The organism is Flavobacterium sp. (genome assembly GCF_035299245.1).
GTDB lineage: Bacteria > Bacteroidota > Bacteroidia > Flavobacteriales > Flavobacteriaceae > Flavobacterium.
Genome location: NZ_DATGWY010000004.1, coordinates 121,237 through 142,960 on the forward strand (window position 1 = coordinate 121,237; position 21,724 = coordinate 142,960).

The 21,724-nt window shown below is 35.3% G+C and carries 16 protein-coding genes and 1 tRNA gene; 5 read left to right on the forward strand and 12 right to left on the reverse strand.

Translation table 11 applies throughout. The features are described from left to right. Window positions 1-50: 50 nt before the first annotated feature. The gene (locus VK161_RS02180) at window positions 51-434 is read left to right on the forward strand and encodes a DoxX family protein (protein ID WP_324213114.1); all 384 of its coding nucleotides are present in this window, start codon (window positions 51-53) and stop codon (window positions 432-434) included. A 209-nt stretch (window positions 435-643) separates the two neighbouring features. Here VK161_RS02180 and VK161_RS02185 read toward each other — a convergent pair whose 3' ends face one another. The 6 genes from VK161_RS02185 to VK161_RS02210 form a co-directional block, all read right to left on the reverse strand. Next, entirely contained in the window at window positions 644-2,902 is a 2,259-nt protein-coding gene (locus VK161_RS02185; protein ID WP_324213115.1) for a helix-turn-helix domain-containing protein, read from the reverse strand. A gap of 101 nt (window positions 2,903-3,003) precedes the next feature. Next, window positions 3,004-3,582: an OmpH family outer membrane protein gene (locus tag VK161_RS02190; RefSeq protein ID WP_324213116.1), complete on the reverse strand. Its 579-nt coding sequence runs from the start codon at window positions 3,580-3,582 to the stop codon at window positions 3,004-3,006. A gap of 234 nt (window positions 3,583-3,816) precedes the next feature. Then, window positions 3,817-4,668, reverse strand: coding sequence for a class I SAM-dependent methyltransferase (locus VK161_RS02195; protein WP_324213117.1), 852 nt, complete (start codon window positions 4,666-4,668; stop codon window positions 3,817-3,819). A gap of 118 nt (window positions 4,669-4,786) precedes the next feature. Further along, entirely contained in the window at window positions 4,787-6,655 is a 1,869-nt protein-coding gene (gene mnmG / locus VK161_RS02200; RefSeq protein WP_324213118.1) for a tRNA uridine-5-carboxymethylaminomethyl(34) synthesis enzyme MnmG, read from the reverse strand. A 267-nt stretch (window positions 6,656-6,922) separates the two neighbouring features. Next, window positions 6,923-7,342, reverse strand: coding sequence for an rRNA maturation RNase YbeY (gene ybeY / locus VK161_RS02205; protein WP_324213119.1), 420 nt, complete (start codon window positions 7,340-7,342; stop codon window positions 6,923-6,925). Next, the gene (locus VK161_RS02210) at window positions 7,329-10,757 is read right to left on the reverse strand and encodes a DUF4175 family protein (protein ID WP_324213120.1); all 3,429 of its coding nucleotides are present in this window, start codon (window positions 10,755-10,757) and stop codon (window positions 7,329-7,331) included. The genes ybeY and VK161_RS02210 overlap by 14 nt, the downstream gene beginning before the upstream one ends. 232 nt (window positions 10,758-10,989) lie before the next feature. Between VK161_RS02210 and gltX the strand changes: the two genes are divergently transcribed. Further along, on the forward strand, window positions 10,990-12,507 hold the full coding sequence (gene gltX / locus VK161_RS02215; protein WP_324213121.1) for a glutamate--tRNA ligase: 1,518 nt from the start codon (window positions 10,990-10,992) through the stop codon (window positions 12,505-12,507). Window positions 12,508-12,545: 38 nt separating this feature from the next. On the opposite strand, the gene VK161_RS02220 is transcribed toward gltX, so the two are convergent. Continuing rightward, window positions 12,546-13,205: an outer membrane beta-barrel protein gene (locus VK161_RS02220; RefSeq protein ID WP_324213122.1), complete on the reverse strand. Its 660-nt coding sequence runs from the start codon at window positions 13,203-13,205 to the stop codon at window positions 12,546-12,548. Between the two features lie 75 nt (window positions 13,206-13,280). On the opposite strand from VK161_RS02220, the gene VK161_RS02225 reads away from it, so the two are divergent. Next, window positions 13,281-14,276, forward strand: a complete 996-nt coding sequence (locus tag VK161_RS02225; RefSeq protein WP_324213123.1) for an SPFH domain-containing protein — start codon at window positions 13,281-13,283, stop codon at window positions 14,274-14,276. Between the two features lie 453 nt (window positions 14,277-14,729). On the opposite strand, the gene VK161_RS02230 is transcribed toward VK161_RS02225, so the two are convergent. Further along, complete coding sequence (locus VK161_RS02230; protein ID WP_324213124.1) at window positions 14,730-16,415, reverse strand: glutamine--tRNA ligase/YqeY domain fusion protein; 1,686 nt, start codon at window positions 16,413-16,415, stop codon at window positions 14,730-14,732. Window positions 16,416-16,521: 106 nt separating this feature from the next. On the opposite strand from VK161_RS02230, the gene folB reads away from it, so the two are divergent. Then, complete coding sequence (gene folB / locus VK161_RS02235) at window positions 16,522-16,881, forward strand: dihydroneopterin aldolase (protein WP_324213125.1); 360 nt, start codon at window positions 16,522-16,524, stop codon at window positions 16,879-16,881. A 105-nt stretch (window positions 16,882-16,986) separates the two neighbouring features. After that, window positions 16,987-17,057: transfer RNA gene (locus VK161_RS02240), tRNA-Cys, on the forward strand. 334 nt (window positions 17,058-17,391) lie between these two features. Here VK161_RS02240 and VK161_RS02245 read toward each other — a convergent pair. The 4 genes from VK161_RS02245 to rnr are packed head-to-tail and all read right to left on the reverse strand — an operon-like array spanning window position 17,392 to window position 21,652. Then, window positions 17,392-18,051, reverse strand: a complete 660-nt coding sequence (locus VK161_RS02245) for a GldM family protein (RefSeq protein ID WP_324213126.1) — start codon at window positions 18,049-18,051, stop codon at window positions 17,392-17,394. Continuing rightward, window positions 18,035-18,739, reverse strand: coding sequence for a LysE family translocator (locus tag VK161_RS02250; RefSeq protein ID WP_324213127.1), 705 nt, complete (start codon window positions 18,737-18,739; stop codon window positions 18,035-18,037). Before VK161_RS02250 ends, VK161_RS02245 begins: the two co-directional genes overlap by 17 nt. A 60-nt stretch (window positions 18,740-18,799) precedes the next feature. After that, window positions 18,800-19,468 (reverse strand): head GIN domain-containing protein, encoded by a 669-nt coding sequence (locus tag VK161_RS02255; RefSeq protein ID WP_324213128.1) that lies wholly within the window; start codon window positions 19,466-19,468, stop codon window positions 18,800-18,802. A 3-nt stretch (window positions 19,469-19,471) separates the two neighbouring features. Further along, window positions 19,472-21,652: a ribonuclease R gene (rnr, locus tag VK161_RS02260; RefSeq protein ID WP_324213129.1), complete on the reverse strand. Its 2,181-nt coding sequence runs from the start codon at window positions 21,650-21,652 to the stop codon at window positions 19,472-19,474. Window positions 21,653-21,724 lie beyond the last annotated feature (72 nt).

Genomic DNA, 21,724 nt, shown 5'->3' on the forward strand with positions numbered 1-21,724 from the left:
CCGATTTCTACTCTTTCAACACTATTTTACTTTAACTTTGTTAGAAAATCATGAACGATACTGCTGCAGTCTTAGTTTTAGTTTTCTTGGCATTGACTTTTTTGATGTCGTCTTTCGAAAAAATGTTCAATTGGAATGGTACAATGACTTGGCTCAAAGGTCTTTTTGCCACTACTTTCCTTAAAAATGTAGTTCCATTAGTTACCGGAATTTTACTGGCTTTTGAAGTCTTTGCCGGAATTTTATGTTTGGTTGGAATCTTTGAATTGTACTTGAACGGAGGAAGAATGTTTGGTTTTTACGGTTGCGTTTTTTCTTGTATTTCGTTATTATTTATGCTTTTTGGTCAGCGTTTGATCAAAGATTACGATGGCGCACGAAACATAGCGATTTACTTTATTCCCGCTGTTTTTGGTGTTTTTTTGTTGAGTTAACTATCCTGTTCTTTTTTAAGTTTCAGCCACGAATTCACAAATTTTAAAATGTAACCGATTAGATTCTATTAGAATGTTCATCAAAGATGAACAAATTTTTAGTAAAACTTCATGTTAATTTGTGAATTACTTCTTCTGTTCGCTATGCTCGAGTCGTTGCAAAACATTTTTACTACTACTTTTAGTAATCTATTTTGAACTTAATTTGATTACAAACTCGCCTTGTACATTTTCAATTCATCCCAAGTGAATTCGTCGCCGTATTTTTCTTTTAATTCGCCCAAAGCGTCGCCTTTAAATCCTTTGAATGCATTGGCTAACGCATTGATTTTGTCTTCCGGAAGCACATCTGTTAAGGCAATTGTCTGACTTTCGATGAGTTTCGCCAAGTGACCGCTGATGGTTTGTGGCGTCAATTTTCGAATAGCTGCAATTTCTTTGATGGTATTTCGTTGAATCCAAAGTTCATAGGTTTCCTGAACCGTTGATTTCTTTGGTTCTTTGGTTTTTTTCTTTTTGGAATAACGATCAATATCGCCTTGTTCTTCTATCAATTGAACATTGGCATTTTTGAATTCTGCTCTAATGGAATCTACTGTTTTAATTCGGTAGCAACGAACATCATCCGACGACAGTTTTTCTTTAGAAATCGTTTCGCCTTTGACTATAGTTTCCACCAATAATTTGGCCTTCATTAAATTCAAAATTGACCTCAATTGAAGTTCTTCTATGTCCGTTAATTCTTCGTAAAACTCTTTTACATTTTTGATGCGTTTGACTTCTTCTAATTTCCAAATCAAATCGCGATACAACAGATTCATTGGTGGAAAAAAGTAATTGTACGCTGCTTGCACTCGTTCGTTAACAAACTGTAAATCAATAGTTGAAGAAAATAATTTATTCAATTGAAGAATGAATTTTCGGGATGGTTCAACCAAATTGTCGATGATTTCCGCCTGATTTTTTGCCCAAATTGAATGCTTTGATTTCTGCGAAGCTTCTGATTTTTCACTGTAACTAAAAGAGTGATTGCGCCATTCTTGGGCCAGATCTTTACAATCAAAACAATTTACTAAATAGTGGTGAATGTACTGTTGTGTTTCTTGTTGCAAAGTGTTTTCAAGCACATCTTCAGATGCTTTATTGGTGGCGTATTCCATCACATCTTGGTCGTTGGAAATTCCGTTCATTTGCAAAGGCGAAAGCAACACCAAACCTTCCAACGAACGCAAACGCGATAAGGCAACATAGGCTTGTCCTGGCAGAAAAACCTGTGAAACATCGAGTGCAGCTTTGTCAAACGTTAGACCTTGACTTTTGTGAACGGTAATCGCCCAAGCCAGTTTAATAGGATAATGCGTAAAAGTTCCAAGTACTTCTTCCTCAATCTCTTTAGTATTTTCGTTTACCGTATATCGGATGTTTTGCCACTCGTATTTTTCAACTTCGATGCTCTTTTTTTCGTCGGGGAAATGAATCCAGATTTCTTGTTCAGAAAGCGATTCAACGATACCCATTTTTCCGTTGAAGAACTTTTTATCAAACGATGCATCGTTTTTGATGAACATGATTTGTGCACCGATTTTTAATTCTAATTTTTCTTCTAAAGGATAAATTTTATCAGGAAAATCATCTACAATATCGGCTTTGTAAGTATACATTTTCCCAACTAAATCTTTCAACGACTGCGCGTTAATACTATCGGCTTTTGCATTATGAGTCGTCAAAGTAATATAACCTTTGTTGGCTTTTAGATCGAAGTTGGGTTGAACGTGTTGGTTTAAAATCTGAACGTCATTTTGAGTCATTCGGTTGTTTCTCAAGCTGTTGAGAACGGAGATGAATTGGTCGTCAGTTTGTCTAAAAATCTTAGATAATTCGATGTACAACGGCGGATTCTGTTCGATAACGTGCGCATTGAAAAAGAATTTTCCGCGGTAATAATTGCGTAATGTACGCCATTCATCATCGCGAATTACTGGCGGAAGTTGCAATAAATCACCAATAAAAAGCACTTGAACGCCTCCAAACGGACGGTTTCTTTTTCGAACAGATTGCATCATGAAATCCATTGCATCAAGTAAATCCGAACGCAACATACTCACTTCATCGATGATGAGTAATTCCATATTGCGAATGACTGTTTTCTTTAAACTGCTCATTTTGAAATGTCTGCGAAGCGTTGAACGACTTTCAAATTTGGAGTTTTCTAGAAATTGAGGCGCTGAATTATCGGGAATGAATCCGCCAAATGGCAATTGAAACATTGAGTGAATCGTAACTCCACCAGCATTCAATGCCGCAATTCCAGTTGGAGCTACAACCACTGTGTTTTTGTGTGTGGTTTTGATGATTTCTTTGAGAATGGTGGTTTTACCTGTTCCCGCTTTTCCGGTAAGGAATACCGAACGATTGGTTTGGTTGATGAATTGCAAAACGTACTTTGCTTCGGCAGATACAAATTCCATGGCTTTGATTTTAGTAAAACAAAAATAAAACATTGTGGCTCAATACACAACAAAAAACGCCTTCAGAAATTGAAGGCGTTATTATATTTTAAAGAGTTAAATTATTTTTTCTCTTCTTCTTCTTTTTTAGCAACTGGTTTGTCTTTTTCGTCAACGTATTTGCTATTTACTAACTTGATTAACTCTTTAGTTATGTCGTAGCTGTCTTTTGCATATAAAACGGTTGCGGCATCGCCTGTTCCGTAAATGTAATCGTAGCCTTTTTCTTTTCCGTACTCTTTAAAGATTTGTTTGTATTTTTTCACCAAACTGTCCATTTCTTTACCGCTTTCACCTTGCAATTGTTGCAACATTCCTTGTTGAGCGTATTGTAATTGTTGCTCTCTTTGTTGCAATTCCATGTATTTTTGTTTGGCCCAAGCTTCTCCATTTTTTTGCATATTGGCTTGAAAACTACTTTGTTCGCTTTTCAAACGAGATGCTTCGCTTTGAAGTTTTACGTCCATTTGAGCGGCTTTATCTTTGTATTTTGCTTCGATGTCTTTGGCTTCGGTGCTTTCTTCCATCAATTTTGAAGTATCGATGTAAGCGGTTTTAAAATCTTTGGCCGGAACTGTGTTGTTTTGGTTACACGATACAAAGGCAACCGAAAGTGCAAGTACTGCAATTATTTTTTTCATTGTATTTCTTTTAATTTTTACTATTCGCCAAAAGTATAAAATTTTAAACTTAAATCAGAAAAAGTTCAAAACCTTGGCATTATTTTATGTAATAAACTCTGTTTATGGTTTATTTTTCATCGATAATTTTTTACTATTGAAATCGGCTTTAAATAATGCGTTTTAAGACACTTTCACTTTTAGGACAACTTCTTTTATGTTGCTCAGCTTTTTAGTTAAAAACAGCGTTTTATATTAGTTTTTAGCGTTTTTTAAGATGTAAATGTGAGAAGAATATTCATTATTCTTACTTCCGTAACGATTGGACTTTAATCCGATGAAAAAAGCGTTGATGAAATTCATTTTTCCGGTTTTGTATTTTTCGGAAAGCAGACTGACATAAAAACTATCAAATTTCATGGGAATTACTTTGGTCAATTCTAAATTGTGTTGAGCAAATAATTTTTGAATTGCGGTTTTTGAAAAATGCCAAAGATGAATTGGAACATCAAAGGCGGCCCAATATTTTCCGTAATAATTGGCGTCAAAAGAATTGAAATTTGGTACAGCGATGATGATGGTTCCATTCGGTTTAATCATTCGTTTCAATTCGGCTAGTTGATGTTCTAAATTAGGAACGTGTTCTAACACATGCCACATGGTAATAATGTCTAACGAATGATCTTCTATTTCTGACATGTCGTTGACAAATGAAACTCCTTTATTAATCGCAATTGATTTTGCTTTTTCACTGGGTTCAATTCCGACAATCCTCCAGCCATCATTTTTGGCTGTAAGTAAAAAATCACCTACTCCTGCTCCAATGTCAATAATGGTTCCTTTTTCGGAAAGTGAATTGATGAGTTTTAATTTATTCTTTAATGCAATTCCTTTTACGAATTGGTACATTTTTTCGAATAGCGATTTCTTACCGTCGGTATGTGAAATGTAATCGGCGCTTTCGTAATAGCTTGGTAATTTTTCTAAACTCGGTTGTGGATGCGTGATGAGCATGTCCAATTCTTCATTGTAAAGTAACTCGAAAGTTTCTTGTGAAACCGAATGATCTTTTACGTTTAGAAAGTGTTTTGTTTTTGAAATATCCATTAATTTCTCTTTAATAATAAGGCTTCACGAATTTTGTTTCACGTGAAACATTTTGAAGAATGAAGTACGATATCCGATAGTTGAAGTGAACTTCGTACTTTGTATATTGTACTTCAAATTATCGTCCCATGTGAATCAATAAGACTGAAACATCACTCGGAGAAACTCCGCTAATGCGTGATGCCTGTGAAATAGTTACGGGTCGGATTTTGCTTAATTTTTGTTTAGCTTCTATCGACATCGATTTGATTTTATTGTAATCAAAATTCTCCGGAATTTTGATGTCTTCTAATCGAATCAACTTTTCGGCATTATTGCGTTCTTTTTCGATATAACCCGAATATTTTACTTGTATTTCGGCTTGTTCAATTTCTTCTTTATCCAGATTATGCTCTTTGATGTACTCTTGTACTTTCTCAAAACGAACAATATCTTCCAATTCGATTTGTGGACGAGAAAACACTTTGAACATTTTATCCGATTGCGACATTGGTGAACTTTCTTTTTCTAACAAAACTGGATTGGCTTCTTCTGGAGTCAAACTCGTTTCTTTAAAGAAATTGACCATGGCTTCACTACGGCTGAATTTTTCTTCCATTCGTCGTAAGCGTTTTTCGGATGCTAAACCAATTTCGAATGACTTTGGGGTAAGTCGATAATCGGCATTATCCTGACGTAACAACGTTCTGTATTCGGCGCGAGAAGTAAACATTCGGTAGGGTTCTTCTGTTCCTTTTGTGATCAAATCGTCAATTAAAACCCCAATGTACGCTTCGTCTCTACGAAGAATTAAAGGTTGTTGTTCTTTTACTTTTAAGGCTGCGTTGATTCCGGCCATCAAACCTTGTGAAGCGGCTTCTTCGTAACCTGTAGTTCCGTTAATTTGCCCTGCGAAATACAAACCTTCTACTAGCTTCGTTTCTAAGGTATGTTTTAACTGTGTTGGCGGAAAATAATCATATTCTATGGCATATCCTGGGCGGAAGAACTTCACGTTTTCGAAACCAACGACTGAACGCAATGCTTTGAACTGAATGTCTTCTGGAAGTGATGTTGAGAATCCGTTTACGTATACTTCTACCGTATCCCAACCTTCGGGTTCGATGAACAATTGGTGGCGTTCTTTATCAGCAAAACGATTGATTTTATCTTCTATCGATGGACAATAACGTGGTCCGAGTGATTTAATTCGGCCATTGAACATTGGCGAGCGATCAAAACCTTCGCGTAAAATATCATGAACATCCAAGGAAGTATAGGTCATGTGACATAACCTTTGATGAGTTAGAGGTTTCGTTTCATCCGAATACGAAAACTTATCAGGAACAGCATCACCTGGTTCTTCTCTCATTTTGGAATAATCGAGCGAACGACCATCCACACGTGGTGGCGTTCCGGTTTTCATTCTACCCGATTCAAAACCTACATTGACCAAGTCTTCTGTGATTCCGTATGCCGCACTTTCTCCTGCTCTTCCACCACCAAATTGTTTGTCACCAATATGAATCAATCCGTTTAGAAAAGTTCCATTGGTTAGAACAACTGATTTTGCTTTAATTTCAATTCCAAGTGACGTTTTAATTCCTTCAATTTTACCATTGTTGATGATTAATCCCTTAACCATTTCTTGATAGAAATCGAGATTTGGAGTTCGTTCCAACATCAAACGCCATTCTTCTGAAAAGCGCATTCGATCGGATTGCACTCGTGGTGACCACATTGCTGGACCTTTCGATTTGTTGAGCATTTTAAATTGGATGGCGGTTTTATCCGATACGATTCCGGAGTAACCGCCCAACGCATCAATCTCACGTACAATTTGTCCTTTGGCTATTCCGCCCATGGCAGGATTACACGACATTTGCGCTATGTTTTGCAAGCTCATTGTTACCAACAACGTACTGCAACCCATGTTGGCTGCTGCCGCTGCGGCTTCGCAACCAGCGTGTCCTGCTCCTACTACAATTACATCGTATGTATTAAACATATTAGACTTCTTAGATTTTTAGAAAGTTAGACTGTTAGATTCTAAATTTCATATTTTATTATAATGTTCCACGTGGAACTTTTATTCTGTTCACTGTCGTTTATCAATTAGCCCTGATGGAGGCGATATCCTTTTTGCTTCAAGAAATCGAATGAAACTTAATTCTGAATTATAATCTGATTTACTTAGAACTGCCCAGCAAAAAGATAAAGCCGAGAGCAGGAATTACGACTACAAGAAAGCCCAAGCCATTCGCTCATAAAAATCTTAATGTTCCACGTGAAACAATTTGATTTTTTCGTCTTCTTTACTTCTCATTAATTGCTCATCAGACTCCGTTTTGTCTTTGTATCCACAATAATGAAGTACACCGTGAGCCATCACTCTTTTCAATTCTTCATCAAATGAAACATTAAATTCTTCTGCATTTTCACGCACTCTTTCGATGGAAATAAAAATATCGCCGTGTAATTCGTTTCCTACAGAGTAATCGAAAGAAATAATATCCGTTAAAGTGTCGTGATCCAAATACTGTTGGTTGATTTCAAGCAAATAATCGTCGTCACAAAAGATGTAATTGATCTCGCCTTCCTTCTTGTTTTCGGATTCAATTATAGCAGAAACCCATTTGGAGAACTCATCTTCATTGCTTAATTCGAACTCTGTTTCGTAATTATAACTTATCATTCGTTTTAAAATATTCTTGAACCTTTTGGTTAAAATTAGCGCGCAAAGGTAAGGTTTGTCTGTTTAATATTTCAACACTATTGATATAATCTTGCAAACGTTGCGGTAATGCATTGGTTGTATTATTAAATTCTTTCTTATTGGTTTCGGATTGACGTTTCTTTTCTTCGCCTTGTTGCTGCGTTGCTTTTTCAAGTTTCAATAACTCATATTTTAGGTTCAACATCTTTTGCAAAACTTCGTTATTGAACCCTTTGTTGAGCAATTGTTTTTCGATTTGCTTCATTTGATTCAAGGCATTTTGACCGCTTCCGCCCAAACCTTGCTTGTTCAATTCTTTCTCTAATGCTTCACGCAATTGTTGCTGTTCTTTATAAATTTGCATGATTTGTTCAGCATCACCTTCACCGTCTTCGCCGTTTTCATTGTTCTTACTATCACCTTGACCGCTTCCACCCGAGTTTCCGCCTTTACCATTTTTTCCTTTTCCGCCTTCTTTTCCGTCGCCTTCTTTTCCGTCTTTTCCTTGCTTACCGCCTTCTTTTCCGCCTTCCTTTTCTCCTTGACTTCCTTCGCTACCTTCTCCTGGTTGTTCGCCTGGTTTTTGTCCAGGTTTCATCCCTTTTTTCATCTTCTCGCCTAAACCATCTTGCTTTTTGATGATGTCGGGTAATTGCATTCCGGAACCTTGTCCAGGTTTAGGTTTACCTGCGCCTTGACCCGACATGGACATCGACATTTGCATGTTATTTAATGCATCAGCCAACATATCCGCCAAACGATTGGCTGCAGAAGTGGCAAATTGTTGGTGTGAAGTTCCTTTGGAAACATTGGCTTCAGCTAAAGTTTCTAAAGCTTTATCAACGTTGTATTGTACTTCTCCTATTTCTTTGGTTACTTGTTCACCAATTTTTGGATTACGCAACGACATCGCAAACAAACTATCATCAACGTGTTTGAACTGTTGCTTTAAGTCTTGTTGCTTTTTTAAGTTTTTAATGAAAGCTGGCGAACCTCTTTTCAATCCTTTAAACTGTTTCATGACGTCTTCTTGCGAAAACGAATACGCTAACAAATTGTCTAAAATTTGACGCAACATTTCGACATCTTCTTCCAATTGATCTTGCTCACTTTGTTGCATGCTTTCTTGCATATCCTGGCTCATTTGCTTCATCTTTTTGGATGCGCTTTTTTGCTTCGGTTTAGCTTTGTCTTTTTGTTGTTTTTGCAATTGATCAGAAGCGTTTTTTAAATCTTCATCAATGCTTTTTTCTTTGGGTTCGGTTTCGGGTAAATCGACTGGTGCTTTTAATTCGTTATTTTCTTTATCAAGCTCTTTTAATTCTTCTTGAATTTTGTCGAACTCCTTATTGATTTCTTCTTGCTTTTCAGCATTATTCTCTTTATCTGTTTCCGATAACTTATCTTGTTTCTCTGCTAACTTCTCTAATTTATCGGCAATTTGTTGTGCTTTTTTCTCAACGTAATATTTCTTAGTTAGCTCAACTAATTGCTCTAAACTTTTGCTTTGGTTTTTACTTTGTTGTTTGAATTTTTCCATTTTTTCAAACAGTTCTTCTTTCTGAATTTTATCGTTCAATTCTTTCAATTCATCCAACAATTTTTTATTCTTCTCAAAGTCTTTATCCACTTTTTCCAGACGATCTTTGAGCAATTCTTTCATCTCATCTTTCTTGTCGGTTTTGACTTTGTCAAGATTGTCTTTCATTTTCTCGGCAAATTCCTTCATCATTTCGTCTTGCTTTTTCTGACGGTTAATGAAGTCGTTTACTTTTTGCTGTTCTTTAAACTCCAACGACTCTTTTTCTTTGCCCATCTTTTGGAGTTTATCCATTTCGCTTTGTTGCTTTTCTTGCGTTTTAAGCGACTTTTCTAACGAATTGATGTTGTCGTTCTGTTGTTGTAATAATTCGTCTTCTTTTTCGGTTTCTGTCGATTCGCGGTGAGAGAAAACAGCCGATTTTGAACTTTTGAAATTATGCAATGCATCGTTATCAAAAATCTCAAAGTAATATTCGTAATTAACGCCTTCTTCAATGGTTAAAGTACTTGGAAAAGCAAAAACAAATTGATCGTAAACGTCTTTGTTTACTGCAATTGTTCCACGACGTGCTTTTGAAGGATTGTCTTTAGGATAAAAAACCACTTGCAGCTTCGACAAACCATAATCGTCTGAAACTTGACCGAGAACATAGTTTTTAGACACTTTTAAACTATCAGGTGCATTATTTACTTCAATGGTTGGATATTGATCTTTCACCACAGAAATCTGATAATTCAGTTTTTCATAGTTTTTTACTTTAGTATTGGAAGTAACAATCTGATATTCGGTATTTTGAACAATATTTTTCGACAATAAAAACAAGTTATCTTGCTTGGAAAAGGGAAAAGAAGCTTTATCATCCAACCAATTTACGCTTTGAGTTGCCAAAGTATTCATTCTCCATGTTACTCTCGTTCCTTCTGGAATTACAGCGTTTCCAGTTCCTTTTATTACCTCTGATTTCTTGTTCAAGTAACCTGGGAAATTCAACACCATTTCGAAATTAGCAATGGATGGAACGGTAACCACAGCCAATTGGTATTCTTTGGATGCAACTTCATTCGCTTCCAAGTGAAACTTAATGTTTTCTTTGGGTTTCGGAATCACAAATTCGAATTCGCCTGCCTTAGAACTTTCCATAAAATAACTTTCGTCACCAATGTATATCATAGCATTTTCTGGAACTACTTTACCAATGGTTTTTACACGAAGTAAGAAATCTTTGTTTTGTTCGGTTTGCAAATTCTGATTCAACACTTGAAATTCGAATGGCGCTGGCGGAAGAAATTGTTGTTTATAATTCACTACACGATTCAAACTTTGCGAAATGATATTGCTATTTCCTGAAAGGTAAAAGAAAGCAAAGAACAACAGCGGAATAATCGCTAATGGCAAGTACTTTTTATTGGTTCCGAAGTTGATCGCATTTCCAAACGGAATCGGTTGTAAGGTAGAGGCTTTTTGATCGATGGAAGCCAAAAGCAACTCCGATTTATTTTTGTCTTGTGATAACTGAAGAAAATTGGTCAGCTTATCGCCTACTTCACTGAAATGATTTCCGATGATTTTGGATGCATCGTCGTAGTTGATTCCTTTTTGTAATTTGAACAACTTGAACATCGGAAATAAAATAAAACGTAGCAATAGAAAAAGTTCGACAGCAATGAACGACCAAAACAAAACGGTACGCGCGGTTGGTTTCAACCAGAGAAAGTATTCAACAAAAAGTGTGAAAAGAAAATACAACAAACCCAATCCGACGAAGAAAATGGTTCCACGTAGCAATTCGTTAGTATAAAACTTCTTAATAAACTGCTCGAGTTTGGTATAAATTACGTTTTGATTTTCCACAATTGTTGATACTATGTTTATAACCGATAAAAATACAAATTTATACTTAGGATAAAAGTTAAATCTTTCTAAACGCTGATTGCACAGATTTAAACTGATTCTATTAGGAATTAAACACAGATTTCACAAATTTGCACAGATTGTTATCATTATTCGATTCAAATTAAAAAAAATCTTGCATCCAACTTCCCGCTTCCAACTTCTACTTATCTTTGTAAAAAATTTAAAAACCATGTCAAAACAAGTTCGTGTGCGTTTTGCACCAAGTCCGACTGGACCATTACATATTGGCGGCGTAAGAACTGCCTTGTTTAATTATTTATTTGCCAAGAAAAACAACGGTGTTTTCTATTTGCGAATTGAAGATACCGATCAAAATCGATTTGTTCCTGGCGCAGAAGAATACATTTTTGAAGCCTTGGAATGGTTAGGAATTGCGCCGAGTGAAACGGTTGACAAGAATGAAAAATTTGGTCCGTACCGTCAAAGCGAACGCAAACATTTGTACAAACAATACGCTGATCAATTGGTGCATTCGGGTTGGGCGTATTATGCTTTTGACACAGCTGAAGCTTTGGATTCGTTGCGAAAACAATACGAGTCTGAAGGAAAAACATTCATTTACAATTGGAGCAATCGTGAAAAATTAGATACTTCGTTGGCAATTTCTGCTGATGAAACTCAAAAAAGATTAGCCGCTGGAGAAGATTTTGTCATCCGATTCAAAACGCCTGTAAACGAAACGTTGCAATTGCATGATATTATTCGCGGAGATATAAAATTTGAAACGAATTTATTGGACGATAAAGTCTTATTTAAAAGTGACGGAATGCCAACGTATCATTTGGCGAATATTGTTGACGATCACTTGATGGAAACCTCACATGTGATTCGGGGTGAAGAATGGTTGCCATCGATGCCATTGCACTGTTTGTTGTACCAAGCTTTTGGTTGGGAAGCGCCCGAATTTGCACATTTGCCGTTGATTTTAAAGCCGATTGGTAACGGAAAATTATCGAAACGCGATGGAGATAAAATGGGTTTCCCTGTATTTCCGTTGGAATGGAAAAGCGAAGAAGGCATTTCATCGGGTTATAGAGAAAAAGGATTCTTCCCAGAAGCAGTGATTAACTTTTTGGCCTTATTAGGATGGAACGATGGCACCGATCAAGAATTATTTTCATTGGAAGAATTGGTAGAAAAATTTGATTTGAATCGCGTTCACAAAGCTGGAGCTAAATTTGATCCAGAGAAAAATAAATGGTTCAACCATCAGTATTTGCAAAAACAAAATGATGAGAGTTTGGCAGAAAGTTTTAAAACAATTGTTGAGGAAAAGATTGGAGATTCCTTCACTGCGTTCGGAATGACAAAATTGATAAAAGTTGTTTCGTTGATAAAAGAACGAGCGAATTTCGTATCTGAATTTTGGGAATTGTCGGATTATTTCTTTGAAGCTCCGACTTCATACGATGAAAAAGCAGCTAAAAACTGGAAAGAACAAACTCCAGTTTTAATTAAGCAATTGATTGATGTTGTACAACCTATTGAAGATTTTACCTCGGTAAACATCGAAACGATTGTAAAAGATTGGATGACTCAAAATGAAATTGGAATGGGAAAAATCATGCAACCGTTTCGTTTGAGTTTGGTGGGTGCTTTGAAAGGTCCGCATTTGTTTGATATTGTAGAACTTCTTGGAAAAGACGAAACGATTAAGCGATTGGAAAAAGCGATTGCTAGTCTATAATTTAAATAAAAAGTCCCGAATGATTCGGGACTTTTCTTTTATAAGTTAAACAACAACTGACCACTGATCGTTCCGATGTTGCCTTTGAATTTATTGTTTCCGTTGAGCAAAATTAAAGCGTCGTCGCTATTGAGTTTATTGAATAGATTGTTCACTCCATACTGGTAATTGACAATAGCTCTAAATCGGCGTGTTCCAGCCGAAAAACCAACGTATACGTTTCCGTTTACCTTAGCAACATCTTGTAATTGACTTGCTTTTAAAAGTGTCCCATTAATGATGTTGTTTACATCTCCATCATCGGTTTTGAGTTTGTCGTTGATTTGAATTACGGGTCCAAAATCAAAAGAAACATGATTTTTTACCACATTATAACTCAATAATAATCGGATTTGTGCTCCGGCCAAATTGAATTCAGTATCTTTTTTTTGTAATGTTGGAGTTGTAGTTTCTAATGAAAACGTATTCTGAAAAAACTGCATCCCGTAAATCATACTCCAATTGTTGTAATAGTTTCCACGAACGGACAATCCGCCATTAAAACCAATTCCAGGTTTCGCTGAAAAATTAGAGCTGAACAAGTTCGATTGCGAGATTCCACCAGTAATTCCGATTCGGTTTCCGTCTTTGTTTTGGTATTGAGCTAAAGTTAATGCAGAGCATAATCCAAGTGAAAATGCTAAAATAAGTTTCTTCATAATAGGGTTTAAATTTGTAACAAACATACATTATTCTCGTATAATAACTGTATTAACCACTAAATATTACTTATTATGACAATTACATTCATTGTTATTGCTTTTTTTGGACTGATTATTCTGCTTTCAAGTTTTTTTACTGTAAAACAACAAACAGCAGTTGTTATCGAGCGTTTTGGGAAATTTACAAGTATTCGAAACTCGGGTTTACAACTCAAAATTCCGATTATCGATCGCATTGCTGGACGCGTTAATTTGAGAATTCAACAATTGGATGTATTGATAGAAACTAAAACGAAAGACAACGTTTTCATCAAAATGAAAGTTTCGGTTCAGTTTAAAGTAATACAAGACAAAGTATACGAAGCGTTCTATAAATTAGAATATCCTCATGATCAAATTACCGCTTATGTTTTTGACGTAGTTCGTGCCGAAGTTCCGAAATTAATTTTGGATGACGTTTTTGTTAGAAAAGATGATATTGCTATTGCGGTGAAACGCGAATTGAATGAAGCGATGACAACCTATGGTTATGACATCATCAATACATTGGTAACTGATATCGATCCTGATATTCAAGTAAAAAATGCAATGAATAGAATTAATGCTGCGGATAGAGAAAAAACGGCAGCCGAATTTGAATCAGAAGCACAACGCATTCGTATTGTGGCCAAAGCTAAAGCCGAAGCCGAAAGTAAAAAATTACAAGGTCAAGGTATTGCCGATCAACGTAGAGAAATTGCGCGTGGTTTGGTAGAAAGTGTTGAGGTGTTGAACAACGTCGGAATTAATTCACAGGAAGCTTCAGCCTTAATTGTAGTAACCCAACATTATGATACATTACAAGCGATTGGAGCAGATACTAATTCGAACTTAATCTTGTTACCGAATTCTCCACAAGCCGGAAGTGATATGTTGAACAATATGGTGGCAAGTTTCACAGCAAGCAATCAAATTGGTGAAACGATGAAAAACCAACCAAAACGAAACAAAGACAAAAACAATCCAACTTCAACCGATTTTAATCCATCGGATACATCTAATCCGGTTGAGCCGACTGATCCATCTTAATTTGATACATTTTTATAGAAAAAAGAGAGTTTGCGAAAGTGAACTCTTTTTTTTATTCCTTTTGATGGTAAAAACGCATTAGAATCGATTTAAAAACACTTTTTTATGAAAATGAATTCTGTGTTGTTGTGGATGAAAAAACTAATTAAAATCAATTTATGAAAGTCGTTTTTGATAGTAATCATCAATGTTTTTATTAGTAACAATAACAACTTTCAATAATAGAAAAAGCCAACATTTCTGCTGGCTTTGATATATAAAATCTATTTTAAAAATAATCATGTAAAAAGATTTTTTGGCCACGAATTATCGAATTTTACTTTACAAAAATTAGATTCAATTCGAATGTTCATCTAAGATGAACAAATTTTAAAATTACAATTCTGCTAATTTGTGCATTCGTGGCAAAATAACTTTTTTAACTTATATAAATTAAAATCGCGGCTTTTGAAACTATTCTTTACTTTCCACTTTCGCCCAAGTATCTTTTAGGCCAACGGTTTTGTTAAAGACTAATTTTTCATTGGTCGAATCTTTATCCACACAATAATATCCCAATCGTTGAAACTGAAATTGTTCTCCGTTTTTAGCCGAAGCTAAACTTGGTTCCAAATATCCTGTAATTATTTCTAGTGAATTCGGATTGATGTATTCTTTAAAATCAACTTCTTTATCGCCATCGGGATTTTCATGTGTAAATAAACGATCATACACACGAACTTCAGCTTTAATGGCATGATTGATTGAAACCCAATGAATCGTTCCTTTTACTTTGCGTTGTGAAGCTTCGGTTCCACTTCCGCTACGTGAATCTTCGTCGTACGTACAGTGAATTTCTGTGATATTTCCATCAGCATCTTTCACTACACTTTCTCCTTTGATGATGTACGCATTTTTCAAACGTACTTCGGTTCCGAGTGTCAAACGGAAGAATTTCTTATTGGCTTCTTCTTGAAAATCTTCTCTTTCGATGTACAATTCGCGTGAAAAAGGTACTTTTCTAAATCCTAGATTGGGATCTTCAGGACTGTTTTCGGCATCCAATTCTTCTACTTTTCCCTCTGGATAATTCGTAATTACTAACTTCACAGGGTTTAAAACTGCCATCACACGTGGAACGGTTTTGTTTAAATCTTCGCGAACACAAAACTCCAACAACGAAACATCAATTAAGTTGGTTCGTTTCGCAATTCCGATAGTTTTAGCAAAATTCCGAATCGATGCTGGCGTATAACCACGACGACGCATACCAGAAATCGTACTCATTCTCGGATCGTCCCAAGCCGTAACATGACCTTCTTGAACCAATTGCAACAATTTTCGTTTAGAAACAACAGTATGCGAAAGGTTTCTACGAGCAAATTCGCGTTGTTTCGGGCGTACTTTACTACTATCATAAATTTGGTCTAAAAACCAATCGTACAATTCACGGTGCGGTAAAAATTCGAGTGTACAAAACGAGTGTGAAATTTGTTCTAAATAATCACTTTCGCCGTGAGCCCAATCGTACATTGGGTAAATACACCAGTTGTCACCAGTTCTGTGATGGTGTTTCTTTAGAATTCGGTACATGATCGGATCGCGCATCAACATATTATTAGATGCCATATCGATTTTAGCACGAAGAATATGAGTTCCTTCTTCGAATTCGCCGTTTTTCATGCGTTCGAACAAGTCTAAATTTTCCTCTACTGAGCGATTTCGGTACGGAGAATCGGTTCCGGGAGTCGTTGGAGTTCCTTTTTGTTTGGCCATTTCTTCCGAAGATTGGCTATCCACATACGCTTTTCCTTTTTTGATGAACTCAATAGCCCAATCGTATAACTCTTGAAAATAATCAGAAGCATAACATTCGCTGGCCCATTTGTATCCCAACCATTCCACATCTCTTTTAATCGCGTCAACATATTCCTGCTCCTCTTTGGCTGGATTCGTATCATCAAAACGCAAATTTACTGGCGCTTGATAATCAATTCCCAATCCAAAATTTAAACAAATAGCACTAGCATGACCCACGTGTAAGTAACCGTTAGGCTCAGGCGGAAAACGAAAACGAAGCTTATCTTTAGCTAATCCGTTTTTTAAATCTTCTTCGATTATTTGCTCAATAAAATTCAGAGACTTTTCTTCTGTTGACATAGATTTTTTGTAATTTTAGCAAAGATATAAAAAGTTTGTAGTTTATCGTTTATGGTTTTGAGTTCGTTTAACCATAAACTACCAACTATAAACAATAAACATAAAAATGGGAACAATTAAATTACAAAACATCCGAACGTTTTCGTTTCATGGATGTTTATTAGAAGAAGGAAAAATAGGTTCAGATTACCGTGTCGATTTGGAAGTGAAAACGGATTTACGAAAATCAGCCATCACAGATGAGTTGCACGATACGGTTGATTATGTGTTGTTGAACCGAATTGTGGTAGAAGAAATGGACATTCGTTCGAAATTACTAGAACATGTTGCCCATCGAATTATTACCAGAATATTTAGAGAAATTCCAGAGGTTTCTAGAATATTGTTAGCTGTTTCTAAATTAAATCCGCCTATTGGTGGTGATGTTGAAGCAGTTACGATTGAAATGGAAGAATATCGTAGTTAAGTACGATAATAGAAGTGAGAAGTACGAAGTACAAATATTTAAAATTATTAATTAACAATTGGTAATTATCAATTGTTTTATATATTTGCAATCCAATAAATACTTGGCGTCGTGGCCGAGCGGCTAGGCACCGGTCTGCAAAACCGTCTACTCCGGTTCGAATCCGGACGATGCCTCTAAAGAGTTACAGAAATGTAGCTCTTTTTTTATTCTAAATTTTTAGAAAAAATTAATTAAAATTACTGAATCCGGACGATGCTGTAGTAAAAAGAAACCTCAGAAATGAGAGGTTTTTTTATTCTAAATTTTTAGAAAAAATTAATTAAAATTACTGAATCCGGACGATGCTGTGGTAAAAAGAAACCTCAGAAATGAGAGGTTTTTTTTATGTTTAATTTTTAGAAAAAATTAATTAAAGTTTATTGAATCCGGACTATGCGATTCCCAAAAGAAACCTTTCAAAAAGAAGATTTTTTACGTGTAATTCGGACGAAAGAAGAATCTAAAAAATTAATAGATTTGGATGATTATTGGATTTATTTTGCAAAAGTTTGCGTTGCTGTTAGTAGTAAATCTAATGTTACTAATGACAATTTCATCACCAATCTTTACTCTATTTATAAATTTATTGTAATCACTTTCTTTAATTCTATTTCCATAAATAAGTATAGAATTATAATTAGGAATTTTTATTTCAAAACTTTTAATTTCGCTCTTAATTCCTAAATTTTTGTCTGTAAAACATGATTTTATAATAGCGTTTAGAAGATTTCTTCTTTGCAATTTTACTCTAAATTGATCATCATTATCTAGATTATTAATTTTAGCTTGAATATTTTGAATATTTCTAATTTCAAAATTGATTTTTTTTGAAAATTTCTTTCCATTTTTTAAAATCCCCGAAATAGTTATGATTACTTCTTTGCCAAAAGATGGATTAATTAAAAATATGTTTTTTTCTTTTTTTGAAACTCCTAATCCTTCTACATCAAACGATTTTGAATTTGGTACTTCAATCAAAACTTCATTAGGTAATCCTCTGTAAACTATTTTTTCAGACTTAGGAATAACATAATCATTTTCAGTATGTTTAATTATAACCGAGGTATCATTCTGCCCATAATATAATACTGAAAACAATAAAAAAAGTAGGTTACTTAGTATTTTCATATTCCAATGGTTCAGAAATTCCAAACTTCTCTTGAATCATTTCTTTTTCTTTTGGGAAAAAACCTTGCACCATTAAAAACGCACCAAAAATCATTAAAATGATACTGATGACTCTTTTGATTTTGTAGATAATGTGCGGAGTCATTCGAGTTTTGAGCTGTTTAGCTACCATGATTTTAATGATATCAACGGCAAAATAAGTCAGAATAATGGACGCAATAAAAAGAATAATTCGGTTGGTTTCCATGTTCAATTTCGGACCAAAAACAATGATGATTCCCATCCAAAAAGCCAAAACACCGATGTTGATGAAATTCAATAAAAATCCTTTAAAGAATAAACCTAAATAATTGTTTCTCTGAATATTATCTTCTTCCTCATCTTCTTCTTGTTGCCGTTTGAAATTCTTTTTTTCCTTTACATACGACATGATTCCGTAGGTAAGCATAATCGCTCCTCCAAAAATGAACAATCCGGGATCGTCTTTTAATCGTTCTAGAATTTGATTAGTACTGAAATAGGCAATTAAAATAAAAACGAAATCCCCAAAAACAACTCCAGCATCAAACATTAAAGCCGCACGGAATCCTTTAGTTATACTGGTTTCAAGTAGTACAAAAAAAACAGGACCGATGGTAAAGGCTAATAAAATTCCCCACGGAATGGCAGATAGAATGTCGTTGATCATAAAATTGGTTTCAGAATTAAAAGGCAATTTAGAATTTTAAATTCAAAATCGAAAATAAATCTACTTTGCTTCTTCTACTCTACCGCCAGCAATGATCTTTTGATCGATTTGTTTTGGTTTTCCGAAAACAGTAATTAAACCGCCTGCTCGTACTTTTGCTGTCACTAAATCAGTGGCAAAAACATCGGCATCGCCACCTGCATTTACTGTGATTGTAGTGGTTGTGGTTTTTAATTTACTACCAAAATACATGGCGCCTGAATTGAGGATAATTTCCTGATTAGAAGCTTCTCCATTCACAGTAACTGAAGAACCATTCGCAGCTCGGATGGAAATGGAAGTCACTGCTACATTAATTTCAATTTCGGAACCTTCTTTAGCTATGACATCAAATTTAGTCGTTTCAAAAACCGATTCACAACCAATTCTTGAACCTTCATTGGCTTCAACTGCTTCTAATCTTTTGAAATAAACAGTAGCCGAAACGTTGTCGCCTTTCAATAATTTTGTCAATGGCATTCTGATTTTTAACTCGCCATTTTTATTGACTAATTCTACTTCTTCTGCACCTTCTCCACTCAGAATTACTTTATTTTCGCTTCCTGGAATTAACAATACATCAATCTGATCAAAAGAAGTTACTTTGTAAAAAGTTCCGACTTCTTCAGTTCGTTGCGAAAGCGCTAATTGACTGATAAATATTAATATAACTACACTAAACTTTTTCATAATTTATTCATTTCTTCGGATAAAGTGAAAATCCAATTGTTTTTTCACTAAATCGGCGTTCTTTACTTTAACGTAAACTTCGTCGCCTAATTGTAGTAAATCTTTAGAAATTTCGCCTACTAACGCATATTGTTTTTCATCAAATGTGTAGTAATCGTCTTTAATTTCTCGGATGCGTACCATTCCTTCACATTTGTTTTCGATGATTTCAACGTAAATTCCCCATTCGGTTACACCTGAAATTACACCTAAAAACTCCTGATCTTTATGGTCTTGCATGTATTTGACTTGCATGTATTTTACTGAATCGCGTTCGGCTTGAGCTGCCAATGCTTCCATATTACTAGAGTGTTCGCATTTCTCTTCATAAATTTCGGCTGAAACTGATTTTCCTCCATCCAAATAATACTGTAATAATCGGTGTGCCATCACATCAGGATAACGTCGAATAGGAGAAGTAAAATGACTGTAATAATCAAAAGCCAATCCGTAGTGACCAATATTTTCAGTCGAATATTTGGCTTTACTCATGCTTCGAATGGTAAGAGTATCGACTAAATTTTGCTCTTTTCGACCGTTCACTTCGTTCAATAAATTATTCAACGATTTTGAAATATCTTGTTTCGATTTCATATTGATGGAATACCCAAATTTTGAAATCACCGTTTGAAGGTTGATCAACTTATCTTCATTCGGTTCGTCGTGAATACGATAAACAAAGGTTTTCTTCTGTTTTCCTATGAATTCGGCCACTTTTTTGTTGGCCAACAACATGAATTCTTCAATCAAATGATTGGCATCTTTGGATACTTTAAAGAACACACCAACCGGTTCGGCATCTTCATTCAAATTGAATTTAACTTCTACTTTATCAAACGAAATGGCACCATCATTCATACGTTTTCTACGAAGAATTTTGGCTAATTCGTCCAATTTTAAAGTCGCTTCAACAATATTAGAATCGACTTTGTATTCTTTTCCAGTAAGAGAAATTTCAGCTGGAATGATATCTGATTTTGTCTCGATAATCTGCTGTGCTTCTTCGTAAGCAAAACGTTGATCGGAATAAATCACCGTTCTTCCAAACCATGAATCGACAACTTCTGCTTTTGGATTCAGTTGAAAAATAGCTGAAAAGGTGTATTTCTCTTCATGTGGACGTAATGAACAAGCAAAATTCGACAACACTTCGGGCAACATAGGCACTACTCTATCTACTAAATATACTGAAGTTGCTCTATTATATGCTTCATCATCCAAAATCGTTCCTTCTTGTAAATAGTGGGAAACATCGGCAATGTGAACACCAATTTCGTAGTTTCCATTTTCTAACACTTGAAAAGATAACGCATCGTCAAAATCTTTAGCATCTTTTGGATCGATGGTGAACGTCAACACCTTACGCATGTCGCGACGTTTGGCAATTTCTTCTGGAGTGATGGATGTATCTAATTTATTAGCATACGCATCCACTTCAATCGGGAAATCGTACGGCAAACCGTATTCGGCTAAAATCGCGTGAATTTCGGTATTGTGTTCGCCTGGTTTTCCGAGCACTTTTGTCACCGAACCGAATGGCGAATCTGCTTTGGCTGGCCAATCTTCCAAAGTAACTAAAACAACATCACCGTGTTCTGCATCGTTGAGTTTATTTTTTGGGATGAAAATATCGGTGTACATTTTGGCATTGGCCGTAGTTACAAATCCGAAATTCTTTTGAATGTCAATCACACCTACGAATTCGGTTTTAGCACGTTCTAAAATTTCGATGACTTCGGCTTCGGGTTTGCGCGAAGTTCTTCGATTGTAAACGTATACTTTTACTTTGTCATTATCCAATGCGTGATGCAAATTGGTAAACGGAATAAACACATCGTGTTCTAAATCTTCACAAACAAAATAGGCTGTTTTACGCGACGTCATATCGATCGTTCCTTCGTAATATTCTTGGCTTGTTGCTTTTACTAGATATTTTCCTGGTTCGATTTCGATGATTTTCTTCTGAGCGGCAAGGATCTTTAAATCTTTAATTATTTCGTTGCGGCTCTTGGTATCATTGAGTTCTAACTTGGCTGAAATTTGCTTGTAGTTGAACGGTTTATTCGCTTCTTTGGATAGTATTTTTAAAATTTTTTCGGAGAATGACTTGTCTTTTTTTCCGAACTTTTTTGGTTTCTTACTCATAATTCTTTTCTAATTGGTGTAAAATTAGTGAATAGTGAGTAGTAATTAGTGATTACTGGTGATATTTATCTT